This is a genomic window from Martelella mediterranea (genome assembly GCF_021021415.1).
Lineage (GTDB): Bacteria > Pseudomonadota > Alphaproteobacteria > Rhizobiales > Rhizobiaceae > Martelella > Martelella mediterranea_C.
In genome coordinates, this window is sequence record NZ_JAINWJ010000043.1 from 1 (window position 1) to 15,320 (window position 15,320).

Annotated in this window: 12 protein-coding genes; 6 read left to right on the forward strand and 6 right to left on the reverse strand. The window is 64.0% G+C overall.

The features are described 5' to 3' along the window. Nucleotides 1-233: 233 nt before the first annotated feature. Nucleotides 234-782, forward strand: coding sequence for a TetR/AcrR family transcriptional regulator (locus K7H91_RS19475; protein ID WP_230721885.1), 549 nt, complete (start codon nucleotides 234-236; stop codon nucleotides 780-782). Between the two features lie 4 nt (nucleotides 783-786). Here the strand turns inward: K7H91_RS19475 and K7H91_RS19480 are convergent, their stop codons facing one another. Next, the gene (locus K7H91_RS19480; RefSeq protein ID WP_230721886.1) at nucleotides 787-2,100 is read right to left on the reverse strand and encodes an Nramp family divalent metal transporter; all 1,314 of its coding nucleotides are present in this window, start codon (nucleotides 2,098-2,100) and stop codon (nucleotides 787-789) included. Nucleotides 2,101-2,296: 196 nt separating this feature from the next. Between K7H91_RS19480 and mntR the strand changes: the two genes are divergently transcribed. Further along, on the forward strand, nucleotides 2,297-2,749 hold the full coding sequence (mntR, locus tag K7H91_RS19485; RefSeq protein WP_230721887.1) for a manganese-binding transcriptional regulator MntR: 453 nt from the start codon (nucleotides 2,297-2,299) through the stop codon (nucleotides 2,747-2,749). Between the two features lie 15 nt (nucleotides 2,750-2,764). On the opposite strand, the gene K7H91_RS19490 is transcribed toward mntR, so the two are convergent. Further along, on the reverse strand, nucleotides 2,765-2,974 hold the full coding sequence (locus tag K7H91_RS19490; protein WP_230721888.1) for a DUF1127 domain-containing protein: 210 nt from the start codon (nucleotides 2,972-2,974) through the stop codon (nucleotides 2,765-2,767). A gap of 113 nt (nucleotides 2,975-3,087) precedes the next feature. Between K7H91_RS19490 and K7H91_RS19495 the strand changes: the two genes are divergently transcribed. Both K7H91_RS19495 and K7H91_RS19500 read left to right on the forward strand, forming a co-directional pair. Further along, a complete protein-coding gene (locus K7H91_RS19495; RefSeq protein ID WP_230721889.1) occupies nucleotides 3,088-3,804 on the forward strand; it encodes an ArsR/SmtB family transcription factor in 717 nt (238 codons plus the stop codon). A 138-nt stretch (nucleotides 3,805-3,942) separates the two neighbouring features. After that, nucleotides 3,943-5,457 (forward strand): ATP-binding protein, encoded by a 1,515-nt coding sequence (locus tag K7H91_RS19500; protein WP_230721890.1) that lies wholly within the window; start codon nucleotides 3,943-3,945, stop codon nucleotides 5,455-5,457. A 217-nt stretch (nucleotides 5,458-5,674) separates the two neighbouring features. Here K7H91_RS19500 and recG read toward each other — a convergent pair whose 3' ends face one another. Next, nucleotides 5,675-7,774 (reverse strand): ATP-dependent DNA helicase RecG, encoded by a 2,100-nt coding sequence (gene recG, locus K7H91_RS19505; RefSeq protein ID WP_230721891.1) that lies wholly within the window; start codon nucleotides 7,772-7,774, stop codon nucleotides 5,675-5,677. 92 nt (nucleotides 7,775-7,866) lie between these two features. Here recG and K7H91_RS19510 point away from each other — a divergent pair, with 92 nt between their 5' ends. Continuing rightward, nucleotides 7,867-8,169, forward strand: coding sequence for a succinate dehydrogenase assembly factor 2 (locus tag K7H91_RS19510; protein WP_018063308.1), 303 nt, complete (start codon nucleotides 7,867-7,869; stop codon nucleotides 8,167-8,169). Nucleotides 8,170-8,183: 14 nt separating this feature from the next. Beyond that, the gene (mfd, locus tag K7H91_RS19515; RefSeq protein ID WP_230721892.1) at nucleotides 8,184-11,675 is read left to right on the forward strand and encodes a transcription-repair coupling factor; all 3,492 of its coding nucleotides are present in this window, start codon (nucleotides 8,184-8,186) and stop codon (nucleotides 11,673-11,675) included. On the opposite strand, the gene K7H91_RS25750 is transcribed toward mfd, so the two are convergent. The 3 genes from K7H91_RS25750 to K7H91_RS19530 all read right to left on the reverse strand — a co-directional run bounded on the left by K7H91_RS25750 (nucleotide 11,641) and on the right by K7H91_RS19530 (nucleotide 15,130). Continuing rightward, nucleotides 11,641-12,555 carry a class I SAM-dependent methyltransferase gene (locus K7H91_RS25750; protein ID WP_330166023.1) on the reverse strand — a complete coding sequence of 305 codons (915 nt, stop codon included), beginning with the start codon at nucleotides 12,553-12,555 and terminating at the stop codon, nucleotides 11,641-11,643. The genes mfd and K7H91_RS25750 overlap by 35 nt on opposite strands. Next, on the reverse strand, nucleotides 12,542-13,186 hold the full coding sequence (locus K7H91_RS19525; protein WP_230721893.1) for a DsbA family oxidoreductase: 645 nt from the start codon (nucleotides 13,184-13,186) through the stop codon (nucleotides 12,542-12,544). The genes K7H91_RS25750 and K7H91_RS19525 overlap by 14 nt, the downstream gene beginning before the upstream one ends. Nucleotides 13,187-13,312: 126 nt before the next feature. Next, on the reverse strand, nucleotides 13,313-15,130 hold the full coding sequence (locus tag K7H91_RS19530; protein WP_230721894.1) for an extracellular solute-binding protein: 1,818 nt from the start codon (nucleotides 15,128-15,130) through the stop codon (nucleotides 13,313-13,315). Nucleotides 15,131-15,320: the final 190 nt, after the last annotated feature.

The following is a 15,320-nucleotide window of genomic DNA, read 5'->3' on the forward strand; positions in this document are numbered from 1 at the left end:
AGGGACCATCAAGAACAACAGAGTTGATGACGCAGAACAGGGGGAGAGGGCGGCCGCATTCTCTTAAGTCAATGTATTAGTGAGTTGACCAACTTATATAAGTTAGTTACTCAACTCATAAGTTTGAGCCGTCGCCGATTGGAACACAGTCGGCTTGGCAGGCAAGTTGAGGGCTCATATGAGCCAGAGCGCAAACAATGCCGCAGGGTGAGGCCGGAATGACCAGGAAAGACATGTCAAAACGCGAGCGGCTGGTGGAGGCGGCGGTCAACCTTGCCTACCGGCAGGGCTATACCCGCACCACGATCGCCGATATCGCGCGGGAATCCGGCGTGCCCCTCGGCAATGTCTATTATTACTTCAAGACCAAGGACGACATCGCCACCGCGATCCTCGACCACCATAAGGGCCAGTTCGAGAGTCTGAAAACGGAACTGGCCGAATTGCCGTCGCCCAAGGCCCGGCTCGTCGCTTTCGTCAACAAGACCGTCGGCAATACCGGAGAGATCGCCTTGAGAGGCTGCCCCGCGGGTTCGTTGAGCGCGGAGCTTCTGAAGGCCGGCGACAGGGCGGCGGTGGAAGCCTTTCCGCTGCTCGCCGCGCCAATGGAATGGATGGCGGAACAGTTCGCCGAAATGGGCCATGGCGATGATGCCGAGGCGCTGGCGCTGCAACTGCAGTCATCGCTGCAAGGCGCATCGCTGTTGGCGCAGAACGCCCGCAACCCCGAGCTCCTGGCCCGCGAAGGGGCAAGGCTGAAGATGTGGATCAACGGGCTTTAAGGCCTCACCCGGCCGCCAGCCCCGGGATCGGCACGCCGAAGGTCTGGGCGAGCAGGATGAAGTTGAGGCTGAGCACGGCGATCGCGGCGAGGATGGCGAGCGCGCCGATCAGGCGGCCATTGGCATATTCGCCCATGATCTTGCGGTTGCGGGTGAAGATCACCAGGGAGATCATCGGCACCGGCAGCGCGATCGAGAGGATGATCTGACTGACGACCAGCGCCTGGGTGGCGTTCACGCCAAGGGCGACGACCACGAAGGCCGGCAGCATGGTGATCAGCCGTCGCAGCCAGATCGGGATCCGGAAGCCGACGAAACCCTGCATGATCATCTGCCCCGCCATGGTGCCGACAACGGAGCTGGAAATGCCCGATGCGATCAGCGAGATCAGAAAGACGGCCGCCGCAGCGCCGCCGAGCAGGGGCGTCAGCATATGGTAGGCGGTCTCGATTTCGGCGACCTCGCTGTGGCCTTTATGAAATGCGCCGGCGGCCATCATCACCATCGCCATGTTGACCACGCCCGCCACCGCGAGCGCCGCCACCACTTCGATATTGGAAAACCGCAGCACCCGGCGGCGTTCGGTCTCGTTCTTGACCGCGACCCGGTGCTGGGTGAGGCCGGAATGGAGGTAGACCGCATGGGGCATGACGGTGGCCCCGATAATGCCGACGGCAATCGCCAGCGCCGTGGCATCGGGAATGGCTGGGCGGATAAGGCCCGTCGTCGCCTCGCCCCAGGCCACGGGCGCGATGAAAAGCTCGATGATGTAGCAAAGCCCGATCACCCCGATCATGGAACCGATGATCAGCTCCATCGGCCGGAAACCGCGGCGCTCGAACAGCAAAATGCCGTAGGTGACGATGGCGGTAACGCCCATCCCCGCCATCAGCGGCATGTTGAATAGCAGCGCGAGCCCGATCGCGCCGCCGAGAAACTCGGCCAGATCGGTCGCCATCGCCGCGATCTCGCTGACGATCCAGAGCAGGATAACGACAGGTTTGGAAAACTCGTCGCGGCAGACTTCCGCCAGATTGCGCCCGGTCACGATGCCGAGCTTGGCCGAGAGCGCCTGAAACAGCATGGCGACCAGATTGGCGAACAGCACCACCCAGAGCAGCGTGTAGCCATAACCGGCGCCGGCCTGGATATTGGTGGCGTAATTGCCCGGATCGACATAGGCGATCGCGGCGATCACCGCCGGGCCGACAAACAGCAGGGCCGATTTCGGCCGCACCCGCCCGGAGGCGAGCGCTTGCTCGATGGCCGTATTGGTCCTGTCCGTGAGCGAGCGGCGCTTGGTTGTCAGATCAGTCATGGGGCGAGACATGTTGGACGAGTTTGGAATTATTAAAAATATAGCCTAGGCTACATTTTTGTCAATCGTCGTTATCATGGCGCGATCAAGGCCGTCCGCGAATGGCGATTTGCCTTGTCGGCCGCCACCGGATACAAGAACAAGACAACAATTTACCCTCGGCTACAGATTGATCCTGCATTTCAAGGAGTGACCGGTGAGCGACGATCAAAAACCATCTGATTGCGACGCCGCCGACCGGTTCTCCAAGGCGCGGTCCGAGCGCGCGAGCGCGCTTCTGGAAGACTATACCGAGCTGATCGCCGAGCTGATGACCGAACACGGCGAGGCGCGGATCGCCGATATCGCCCGTTCCATGGGGGTCGCCCACCCGACAGCCACCAAGGCGGTGGCGCGGCTGAAACGCGAGGGGCTTGCGACCTCGCGGCCCTATCGCGGCGTGTTCCTGACGCCGGCGGGTGAGGCGATGGCCGAAAAGGCGCGGCAACGCCACCGGATCGTGCACGATCTGCTGCTGGCCATCGGTGTGCCGGCGGAAGCGGCCGAACTCGACGCCGAGGGCATTGAACACCATGTCTCCGAAGATACGTTGAGGGCCTTTGCGGCCTTTCTGGCCGCAAAGGGCGAGGGCGAGCGGCCAATAGACTGAGGGCGTCACGGCTGCTCAGTCCCAGAATGGCCGGCCGGCCTCCCTGCGGGCCTCCGCCGGCGTGACGCCGATATCCTTCAGGTGGTCGTCCGATAGTTCAAGCAGATCCATCCGCTGGCGCCGCCGCTGCGGCCAGCGGATGAAAAGGGTGTTGATCATAAGCCCGGCGGCGCGTCGGATGGCGCTGAAGCGGGCAAGGCTCCGGGCCGGGGCGGAGTCGGTCATGGGGGTGTCCTCTCGTTTTCGGGAAGGTTTATGCCGCCGTCTCGCCCTTTGTTTCGGTCGTGACCGAAGCGATCGGCGATGACGGCGCGTGTCCCCGGTGCTAGTTTGGGCCCATGACAAACACGGTTTCCGCAAACACGCTCGCTTCCGTCGCTGCCCTGATCGGCGATGTCGCGCGGGCGAACATTCTGTCCGCGCTGCTCGGCGGCAAGGCGCTGACCGCCGGCGAGCTTGCCGGCGTCGCCGGCGTCACGCCGCAGACCGCGAGCGGCCATCTGGCCCGTCTTGTGGATGGCGCGCTGGTGGCGGTCGAAAAACAGGGCAGGCACCGCTATTTCCGGCTCGCTTCCGCCGATGTGGCCGAGACGCTGGAGCATCTGAGCCTGCTTTCGGCGGCTGGTCCGGCGCGCTATCGCCCCACCGGCCCGAAGGACGAGGCGATGCGGGTGGCACGCACCTGCTACGACCACATGGCCGGCGCGATTGCCGTCGGCATTGCCGATTCGCTGGTGCAAACGGGATGCCTGGAATTCGACGGCCCGGCGGGGCTGGTAACCGAGAAGGGCCGGGCTTTCCTTTGCGAGTTCGGGGTGCAGCTCGAAGATGCCCGGAAAAGCCGGCGGGCGCTGTGCCGCACCTGTCTCGACTGGAGCGAGCGTCGCCACCATATCGGCGGCTGGCTGGGCGCCGCCATGCTTGCGCGTTGCCGCGAGCGCCACTGGCTGCGCCCGGCGCGGGATGGCCGGGCGTTGACGCTGACGCGGGAAGGGCAGGCGGGCTTTGCCGCCACATTCGCGATCGATCCGGCGGTGCTGCGCATCGTCGCATGAGGCGGAAAGCTGTGGGTAACGCCCGCCGCGGCACGACCGCGCCCGCACCGACCTGCTATAGCGGGCCAGGCGGATATTCGCGTCCGCAAGCCTCCGGCAGGCTCCGACAAATCCATCCAAAACGAAGGTGAAGGCGAAGTGCAAGTCGACATCGATATGGGAACGACATCGACCGGTGACGTGGCCAGTCTCGATATCGAGGAATTGCTGGCGACCCGGCTTCTGGTGCAGGGCAATTCCGGCTCCGGAAAATCGCACCTCCTGCGCCGCCTGCTCGAACAATCGGCCAAATGGGTGCAACAGGTGGTGATCGACCCCGAGGGCGATTTCGTCACGCTGTCGGATGCCTTCGGCCATGTCGTGGTCGATGGCGAGCGCTCCGAGGGCGAGCTGATCGGCATCGCCAACCGCATCCGCCAGCACCGCGTCTCCTGCGTTCTGACGCTCGAAGGCCTCGAGATCGAGGACCAGATGCGCACCGCCGCGATCTTCCTCAACGCGCTGTTCGATGCCGATCGCGACCACTGGTATCCGGTGTTGACCGTCGTTGACGAGGCCCAGATGTTTGCACCTACCGGCGGCGGCGAGGTGCCCGAAGAGGTGCGCCGGCAATCGCTCGGCGCCATGACCAATCTGATGTGCCGGGGCAGAAAGCGCGGGCTTGCCGGCGTGATCGCCACCCAGAGGCTGGCCAAGCTTGCCAAGAACGTCGCCGCCGAGGCCTCGAACTTCCTGATGGGGCGGACCTTTCTCGATATCGACATGGCGCGCGCTGCCGATCTGCTCGGCATGGACCGCCGCCAGGCCGAGCAGTTCCGCGACCTCAAGCGCGGCAATTTCGTGGCGCTTGGTCCAGCGCTGTCGCGCCGCCCGCTCAAGGTGATCATCGGACCGGTGGAAACCTCGGCACGCTCCTCCAGCCCCAAGCTGATGCCGCTGCCCGACAAGCCGGAGGATGTCGACGACCTGATCTTCACCCCCGATCCGGAAGATCTGGCCCGGCAGGCGAGCGCGCCGCGCCGGGTGACGCCGCGCCCGCGCCCGACCGTGGATATCATCGACCAGCTCTCCCAATCCGCCGATGCAGCACCAGAGCCGCGCGGCCCGCGCGCGAACACGATGACCGACGAGGAGCGGGAGGACTGGATCACCATGACCCTGGCCGAAATCGCGGACGGCAAGGAATCGGCTTTCCGTTCGGATTCAGAGCTTTACCAGGATTTCCTGATGCGCGGTCGCATGAAGCGGATATCCGGCGCACCGCTCTCCATGTCCGATTTCCGCCGCCGGCTGGCGGTCGCCCGCTCCGGCGTTGACGATGCGATGGCCGAAAGCGAGGCCTGGCAGATGGCGCTGTCGCTGACGCCGCATGTCACCGATGACCTTCAGGGCGTTTTCCTGATGCTGGCCAAGGCAGCCCTTACCGGCGAGCCATGCCCCTCCGACGCGACGATCGCGCGCGCTTACGGCACCCATTCCGCCCGCCGCGCCCGCCGCTTTCTCGACTGGTTCGAGGAGCAGGGCCTGATCGTGCTGCACACCGAGCCCGGCGGCAAACGCGTCGTGGCCTTCCCCGACCTCGACGCCAAGACCGAAGGCGGCGATCCCGACGCGCCGGCGGATGCGGGCGAGCGGCGGGATGCGGCGGAGTAGGCTATCGGTCAGCTCGTCCGGCGCTGTTTCACGCGCCCCGAGAAGCCGTTGTGGCGGTCGCCACATTTTGCTGAAACCGCCGCCCTCTCATGGGTCATGCTCGTGCTTGACACGAGCATCCAGGCAATACGGAGAACACCGCCTGGACCCTCGGATCAAGTCCGAGGGTGACACCTGATAGGGGAGAGAACATCAGGCAGGCGAGGCGTGGACCACGCTACCCCGCATTCAGATACCGAATCGCCTCGTCGCGGCGGAACAAATAGAGCAGGGTTCTGAGCGCCGCGCCGCGCTCGCTCTTTAGCTCCGGATCCTTGCTGACGATATAGCCGGCGTCCTTGCGGGCGATGGCGAGAATGTCGCCATGGGCCTCAAGGCTGCCGAAGCGAAAGCCTGGTATGCCGGACTGGCGGGTGCCCAGCAACTCGCCTTCGCCGCGCAGTTTCAGATCCTCTTCGGCAATGCGGAAGCCGTCATTGCTTTCGCGCAGCACCGAGAGCCGGGCGTGGCCCATCTCCGATAACGGTCCCTTGTAGAGCAGGATGCAGGAGGAGGCCTCGTCGCCGCGGCCGACGCGCCCGCGCAGCTGGTGAAGCTGGGCAAGGCCGAAGCGCTCGGCATGTTCGATCACGATGATCGAGGCGTCCGGCACATCGACGCCCACTTCCACCACCGTGGTGGCGACCAGCAGGCGGGTCTCGCCCGAGCGGAACGCCTCCATCGCCGCGTCCTTGTCGGCGGACGACATCCGGCCATGGATAAGGCCGACCTTGTCGGGGCCGAGCGCCTTTGCCAGCGTTTCATAGCGTTCCTCGGCCGACATCAGCTCGACCGCCTCCGATTCCTCGACAAGCGGGCATATCCAGTAGGATTTCTTACCTTGGGCCAGCGCATCGCGCAGCCGGCCGACGATATCGCCGATCCGCTCCAGCGGGATCGTGACCGTCTGGATCGGCTTTCGCCCGGCCGGTTTCTCGGTGAGGTTGGAGACATCCATATCGCCGAAGGCCGCAAGCACCAACGTGCGCGGTATTGGTGTTGCCGACATCACCAGAAGATGCGGCGCCATGCCCTTGGCCGTCAACCTGAGCCGCTGATGGACGCCGAAACGGTGCTGTTCGTCGACGATCGCAAGCCTGAGATCGTGATAGGCAACATTGTCCTGAAACAATGCGTGGGTGCCGATCACGATCTTTGCCTCACCGCTGGCGATCTTCGCCTCGATCTCCTTGCGCTCTCGCGCCTTGGTCTTGCCGGTCAAGAGGCTGACGGTCACGCCGGCTTTTTCGGCAAGGGCGGCGATGCCTTCATAATGCTGGCGCGCCAGGATTTCGGTCGGGGCCATCAGCACCGCCTGGCCGCCATCCTCGACGACGGCCAGCATGGCGAGCAGGCCGACAATGGTCTTGCCGGAGCCGACATCGCCTTGCAGCATGCGCAGCATCCGGGTTTCCGTCGACATGTCCTCGAGGATCGCCGTCACCGCCTGCTGCTGGCCTTCCGTGAGTTGAAAGGGCAGGGCGGCGCGCACCTTGTCCGACAGCACGCCCGTTGCCCGCACCGGCCGGCCCCTGGCCTTGCGCATCCGGCTTCTGACCAGCGACAGCGAAAGCTGGCCGGCGAGAAACTCGTCATAGGCAAGCCTGCGGCGCGCGGGGGCCTGCGGCTCGATATCGGTTTCGTCGCGGGGATTGTGGAGAGCGGCAAGCGCCTCGCCGGTCGTCGGAAAGCCCTGTTTCGCGACGATTGCGGGATCGATCCATTCGGGAAACACCGGAACGCGCGCGAGCGCCGATTCGATCGACCGGCGCAGGATTTTCGCCGAGAGGCCCGCCGTCATCGGATAGACCGGCTCCACCGTCGGCAGCGTGTCGGCTTTCTCGACCGGCACGATATAGTCGGGATGCACCATTGTCGGGCGGCCGTTGAACCATTCGGCGCGACCACTCACCACCACCGTCTCGCCGACGGGCAGCGATTTTTCCAGCCAGTCGGCCTTGGCGTGAAAGAAGGTCAGCGTCAGTTCGCCGGTCTCGTCGTGGAGATAGACGCGGTAGGGCGTGTTGGAGCGGGCAGGGGCGGGCTGGTGGCGGTCGACGCGGCCTTCCACCGTCACGATCGCGCCTTCGGGCAGATGCGCGATGCCCGGCTTCAGCCGCCGGTCGATCACCGAGGTCGGCGCATGGAACACGAGATCGATGACGCGGGCCTCGTCCTCGCTGCCCGTCAGCTTCATCAGCAGCTTGGCAAGTTTCGGCCCGATCCCCGCGAGCGAGGAAGCCGGAGCGAACAGGGGATCGAGCAGTGCGGGTCGCATATTTTTGAAATGTACCCGCTGAACGGCTTTGGCAAGGCTGACAAGCGCGAAACGAGCCGCTATAGAGGCCAATCAACAGAGAAGGTATCGAAATGACCGGTTTGAAGCGCACCAGCGCCGACCTCGACCCGCGGCGGCGGCGCATGCTGTTTCGCGCGTGGCACCGCGGCATTCGCGAAATGGACCTGATCCTCGGCCAATACGCCGAGGACAATATCGCCGATATGGACGATGCGACGCTGGACCAGTTCGAGACGATCATGGCCGAGGAAGACGCCGACCTGATTGCCTGGATCAATGGTGCTTCGCCCGTGCCGGAACATCTGCGCATGAAGCTGTTTGAAAGCATCGCCGCCTACCGGCCGGATTTCGATCCGGTCGAGAAGAACGCCTGAAACGGGCGAAAACCATGATTTCCGGATTCAACCCGAAGAAACTCGAAAGCCTGAGCGGTGCGGTGACCATCGCCAATGCCGTGCCGGGCACGGAGCCGTTTGTGCTGGCCGAAATGGCGCGGGCCGGGCAATCGGTGGCTTATGTGCTTTCCGACGGCCAGCGGATCGCCGATTTCGAGCAGATGCTCGGCTTCGTGGCCCCCGATATTCCGGTGCTCACTCTGCCTGCCTGGGACTGCCTGCCCTATGACCGGGTTTCGCCCGGGGCCGATACCGAGGCGCGCCGGCTTTCGGCGCTTGCAGGCCTTGTCGCCCATGCGCAAAAGCCGCATCCGGCAATCATTCTCGTCACCGTCAACGCGATGCTGCAGAAATTGCCGCCGCGCGAGATCGTCGCCTCGCTCGGCTTTTCCGCCCGCGCCGGGCAGGTGATCGACATGGACGCCATCGTGCACCGCCTTGCCGATGCCGGCTTCGAGCGCGTGCCGACCGTCCGGGCCGTCGGCGAATATGCGGTGCGCGGCGGCATTCTGGATGTGTTCGTGCCGGGCGCGGATAACGGCGTGCGCCTCGATTTCTTTGGCGATACGCTGGAAACCATCCGCGCCTTCGATGCCGCAAGCCAGCGCACCATCGGCACGGTCAAGTCGCTCGAGCTCAACGCCATGAGCGAGGTGACGCTTGGCGATGACAATATCGCCCGGTTCCGCAAGAATTACCTCTCCATGTTCGGCGCGGCGACACGAGACGATGCGCTCTATCAGGCAGTCTCGGAGGGACGGCGCTATGCCGGGATGGAGCACTGGCTGCCGCTGTTCTACGAGCGGCTGGAAACCATGTTCGACTATCTCGGCGGTTTCAGCGTCGTCGTCGATCACACCGCCCGCGAGGCCGCCGCCGAGCGCGCGGCTCTGATCGAGGACTATTATCAGGCCCGACGCACCAATATGGGCGGCGCGCGCGGCGGTGCGCCCTACAAGCCCGTTCCGCCGGATACGCTCTATCTCGACGACACGGCGTTTTCGGCCGGCCTCGATGCCGTCCGGTCCATCCGGCTGTCGCCGTTCAACGAGGCTTCCAGCGTCGGCAAGCCGGTGATTGCACTCGAGGCACATGCCGGCCCGCGCTGGGCGTCCGAGGCCAAGGCGCGCGATGACGACGCCCGCACCAATGTGTTCGAACAGGCGGTACGCCACATCGCCGACAAGCGCGCTGGCGGCGGCAAGGTGCTGATCACCGGCTGGTCGGAAGGCTCGCTCGACCGGCTGCTGCAGGTGCTGAAGGAGCACGGGCTAGAGAAGATCAAACCGATAGGCGCTCTGGCCGAAGTCGAAAAGCTTGGGCGGGGCGAAGCGGCCAGCGCGGTGATGAGCCTTGAGGGCGGGTTCGAGACCGGCGATCTGTTCGTCATCGGCGAACAGGATATTCTCGGCGATCGTCTGATCCGCAAGAACCGCCGCCGTCGCAAGGCGAGCGATTTCATTGCGGAGGTTTCCGGGCTCGATGAGGGCTCGCTGGTCGTTCACGCCGAGCACGGTATCGGTCGCTTTATCGGGCTGAGGACGATCGAGGCGGCGGGCGCGCCGCGCGATTGCCTGGAACTGGAATATGCCGACGATGCCAAGCTGTTCCTGCCCGTCGAAAACATCGAATTGCTGTCGCGCTATGGCTCGGATGCCGCCGAGGCGACGCTCGATCGGCTGGGCGGCGGGGCATGGCAGGCCAAGAAGGCGCGGCTGAAGAAGCGCCTGCTCGACATGGCCGACGACCTGATCGCCATTGCCGCCAAGCGCGCCACGCGTTTCGCGCCCGTTCTGGCGACGGAGGAGGGGCTTTACGACGAGTTCGCCGCCCGCTTCCCCTACGAGGAAACCGAGGACCAGTTTAACGCGATCGAATCGGTGCGCGGCGATCTCGGCCTTGGCCGGCCGATGGATCGGCTGATCTGCGGCGATGTCGGCTTCGGCAAGACCGAAGTTGCGTTGCGCGCAGCCTTTCTTGCCGCCATGAACGGGGTTCAGGTCGCCGTCGTTGTGCCGACGACGCTTCTGGCGCGCCAGCATTACAAGACCTTTGCCGAGCGGTTCCGCGGTCTGCCGGTCAAGGTCGCGCAGGCGTCGCGTCTGGTTCCCGCCAAGGAACTGGCGCAAACCAAGAAGGATCTTGCCGAGGGCAAGCTTGATGTGGTGATCGGCACTCACGCATTGCTCGGAACTTCGATCAAATTTGCCAATCTCGGCCTGCTGATCATCGACGAGGAGCAGCATTTCGGGGTCAAGCACAAGGAGCGGCTGAAGGAGCTGAAAAGCGACGTTCACGTGCTCACGCTCTCGGCAACGCCGATCCCGCGCACGCTGCAGCTTGCCATGACCGGCGTGCGCGAATTGTCGCTGATTACCACGCCGCCGGTCGACCGGATGGCGGTGCGCACCTTCATTTCGCCCTTCGATCCGCTGGTGATCCGCGAGACGCTGATGCGCGAGCATTTCCGCGGCGGCCAGAGTTTCTATGTCTGCCCGCGTCTCTCCGATCTGGAGGAGGTTCAGGCCTTTTTGCAGGCCGAAGTGCCGGAGCTGAAGGTGGCGGTTGCCCACGGCCAGATGGCGGCGGGTCAGCTCGAAGACATCATGAATGCCTTTTATGACGGCAAGTATGACGTGCTGCTGTCGACCACGATCGTGGAGTCCGGCCTCGACGTGCCGACCGCCAACACGCTGATCGTCCACCGCGCCGACATGTTCGGCCTCGCCCAGCTCTACCAGTTGCGCGGGCGCGTCGGGCGCTCCAAGACGCGGGCCTTCGCGGTGTTCACGCTGCCGGTCAACAAGCGGCTGACCGATACCGCCGATCGCCGGCTGAAGGTGCTGCAATCGCTCGATACGCTTGGCGCGGGCTTCCAGCTCGCAAGCCACGATCTGGATATTCGCGGGGCGGGCAATTTGCTCGGCGAGGAGCAGTCGGGCCATATCAAGGAAGTCGGCTTCGAACTTTACCAGCAGATGCTGGAGGAGGCGGTGGCCGAGGCCAAGGGCGACGAGGAAGCCGGCGGCTCCGACTGGTCGCCGCAGATCGCGCTCGGCACATCGGTGATGATCCCGGAAAGCTATGTTCCGGATCTCAACCTGCGCATGGGGCTTTACCGCAGACTCGGCGAACTGACCGACGCGACCGATATCGACGGCTTCGGCGCGGAGCTGATCGACCGCTTCGGGCCGATGCCGGAAGAGGTGCAGTCGCTGCTGAAGATCGTCTTCATCAAATCGCTGTGCCGCATCGCCAATGTCGAGAAACTCGATGCCGGGCCGAAGGGGATCGTGGTGCAGTTCCGCAACCGTGAATTCCCGAACCCTGCCGGCCTCGTGCAGTTCATCGCCGAAAACAGCGTTTCGGCCAAGATCCGGCCCGACCACAGTATCTATTTCAACCGCGACCTGCCGACGCCCGACAAACGCCTCGGCCAGGCGGCGATCATCATGAACAAGCTGTCGAAACTCGCCGCAGCCTGAAAACGCCGGCCGTCGCCGCTTTGCCGCCCGAGGCGAAATCGGCGACATCGTAGCGCGCGATAAGCGCGAGGTGCTGTTGCGGCAGATGGTCCCGGAAGGGATCACCGATCAGGATATCCGCGCCCGTTTCGGCGAGCGTGCTGAGGGCGGCGATTGTTTGTTCGGCGGTTTTGGGGTCGTAGAAAACATCGCCCGCCAGCACGACTGTGGGCTCCGGGTTCGCGGCATGGGAATTACATTGGGCGTTGCCGCTTGCTCCCACTACTCTCTCCCGCTGGCGGGAGAGATGCCCCGAAAGGGGCAGTGAGGGTGGCGCGGCATCTCGTCTCGTGAGGGCGTTCGCGGGGATGGACTCCCCCCTCACTGTCGCTTTCGCGACATCTCTCCCCTCCGGGGCGCGAAGATTGGGGGGCTGCGCGGAAGAGTCATATGCGAGCTTCTTGAGGTTCTCTGAGAGCACGGAGCCACTCCGTTCCCGCTCGATAAGGCACGTAGCGATCTCCACACCATTGAGCGCGGCATTCATCGAAGCAGCCTCCAGCGCCAGCGGATCGATATCGCAGGCGAACACCTTGCGCGCACCAGCTTTCGCCGCCGCGATCGCGGCCAGCCCGGAGCCGGTTCCGTAGTCGATCACGGTCCGGCCACGGACGCAATCCGGCTCCGCTTCGATATGATGCGCCAATGCCAGCCCGCCGGCCCAGACATGTGCCCAATAGGGTGAAAGCCCGCTGTCCAGTTCGACAAGCAGCCTGCCGAGCCCGCTCGTCTCGGTGGCAAGATGGAGCCTGAGCGAGGAAAGGCCCGGAACCGGCGTGACCGGCAGCCGGGCCTCGACGATTTCCCGAAACGCGCGCAAACGCGGGTCAGGCGACGGCAAGTTGCGTCAGCGCCTGCTGCATCACCTCGACGGGCTGCGCGCCGCTGACGGCATATTTGCCGTTGAACACGAAGAACGGCACGCCGCTGACGCCCATTTGCTGGGCATTGGCGATTTCGCCGCGCACCATCTCCTTGTCGGCATCGCTTTCAAGCAGCTTGGCCACCATTTCCCGGTCCATCCCGGCCTCGGCGGCGATATCGGCCAGCACCTTGTGGTCGCCGATATTGCGGCCTTCCTCGAAATTGGCGCGGTAGAGCCGGTCGACGACCGCGTTCTGCATGGCGATGCTCTCGGTATGGGCCCAGAGCAGCAGGCGATGGGCGTCGAGCGTGTTGGGGCGCACCAGAATCCGGTCGAAATGGAAGGTGATGCCGAGTTCCTTGCCGAGCGCCGTTATCTGCGCATGCATCTCGTCGCGCCGCTCGGCGCTGCCGAGCTTTTCGGCGAGCATCGCCTGATTGTCCACGCCTTCCGGCGGCACGGTCGGATCAAGCTCGAACGGACGCCATTGCACGGCGACCTCGACGTTTTCCGGCAGCGACTTGATCGCCTTGTCGAGACGCGCCTTGCCGAGGTAGCACCACGGGCAGACAACATCGATAATGGCATCGACTGTGACGGTAGACATGCCGTTCCTTTCTTTAGAGTGCGGTATGGCGGGGCACGGCTTCCCCTGTTTCACGTCCTCTCAGAGTCACCCGCGCTGGCTTGTCCCGAGAGTGACCCGAGAGGGGGGGCGGCTCACCGGCAAGCCTCACTGCGCGGTCTGATCCCACCAGGTGGGAAGCTGATAGCCGTAGATAGGTGTCTCAGTCGGATGTTCAATCGTCGCCCAGCGCGCCACCCACTGGCCCTCGCGGTGATAGAGCGGCAGCATGAAGTGGCCGTTGACCAGAAGTCTGTCGAAGGCGCGCACCGAATCGGTGAAATGGTCGGTCGAGCGGGCTTCGAGCATGTCGTTGATCATACGGTCGACATCGGCGCTGGCGACGCCGGCGAAGTTGAACGTGCCCTCGACATCGCGCGAGCGGCTGTCCCAGCGCCAGATCTGCTCGGCCCCCGGCGACAGCGAGGACTGATACCAGAAGCCCGGCGCCAGCAGCACGATCATGTCGTAATCGAAGGTATTGAGCCGCTTCTGGTACTGGGCGTCATCGACGGTGCGGATCGAGAGAGCGACGCCGATCAGGTTCAGCGTGTGCTGGTAGGCGAGCGCCAGCTTTTCCTGGCCCTCATTGGTGGTCATGATCTCGAAGGCGAGCGGCTTGCCGTCCGGCCCCGTCATCTTGCCGTTCGCGATCCTGTAACCGGCCTCGCCAAGCAGCTTGACGGCGGCCGCCAGCACCTTGCGGTCGGCCCCGGACCCGTCAGTCACCGGCATGGCGTAGTCGCCGACAAGTATCGCCGGATCGATCACGTCGATCGCGTCGCCAAGCAGTTCGCGCTCCGCTTCGCTTGCCGGATTGCCATAGGCACCGAGCGCGGAGTTCTGCCAGTAGCTCTGCGTGCGCTGATAGGCATTGTTGAACAGCGTCTTGTTGACCCATTCGAAATCGAACACGTCGGACAGCGCCTTGCGGACACGGGCATCCTCGAATTTCGGCCGACGGGTGTTGAACACGAAGCCCTGCATGCCGGTCGGCGTCTTCGGGTGGAACTCATCCTTCACCACCTTGCCCTCACTGGCGGCGGGAAAATCATAGGCGCGGGCCCAATGGCTGGGGTCGTCATCGAGATAGACGTCGACCGCGCCCTTCTTGAAGGCCTCGAACAGGGTCGAATCCTGAAGGTAATAGTCGATCGTAACCGTGTCGTAATTGGCAAAACCGACCATCGAGGGCGCGTCCTTGCCCCAGTAATCGTCGCGGCGTTCGTAGACGATCCGCTGGCCGGGCTCGACCTTGGTAATGGCGTAGGGGCCGGAGCCGACAGGCGTCGTCATCGTGTCGGTGTCGAAGGTTTCAGCATTGATCGCATGCTGCGGCAGCACCGGCATCAGCGCGAAGATCAGCGGCGTTTCGCGGTTGGCATCGGCGTTGAAGGTGAATTTCACGCTGTTGTCGCCGACCTTTTCCATGGTCTCGACCAAGGCGAGGCGGCGGTTATAGGGCGGGCGGCCCTTATCCTTCAACAGGTTGAAGGTGAAGATGACATCATCGGCGGTCACCGGTTCGCCGTCCGACCACTTCGCATCCGGGTTCATGTTGAACTGGACATAGCTGCGGTCATCGTCCCATTCCGCGCTTTCGGCGAGCAGGCCGTAAAGCGTGAACGGCTCGTCGCGCGAGCGCTGCATCAGCGGTTCGAAGACGAGATTGCCCAGCACCTCGTCCCACAGCCCTCTGGCCGACGAGCGCATGCCCTTCAGCACGAAGGGATTCAGCGCGTCGAACGAGCCGACGACGCCATAGGTGATCTCGCCGCCCTTCTTGACATCGGGATTGACGTAGCTGAAATGCTGATAATCCGCGGGCAGGGCCGGTTCGCCATGCATGGCGATGCCGTGAACGGGTTCGGCCGCGGCCGCGCCCGTAAGGGCTGCGGAGAGGAGGAGAGTAGCAAGAAAGCGCATCGATTCGCCCTGTCGTGTCCATTCGTGGAAGAATGGTATCATGGCCGCTGACAAAGCTGAAATAGGCCCTGAAACAGGCTATGAAATCACGTCAACGCGTAAATTTTGGGTGCCGAGGGGGTAGATTGGCGTCCAATGTGACGATATCAGAGGAAACACTGGCGGTTGAGGCCCGAAACAGGGACGCTTT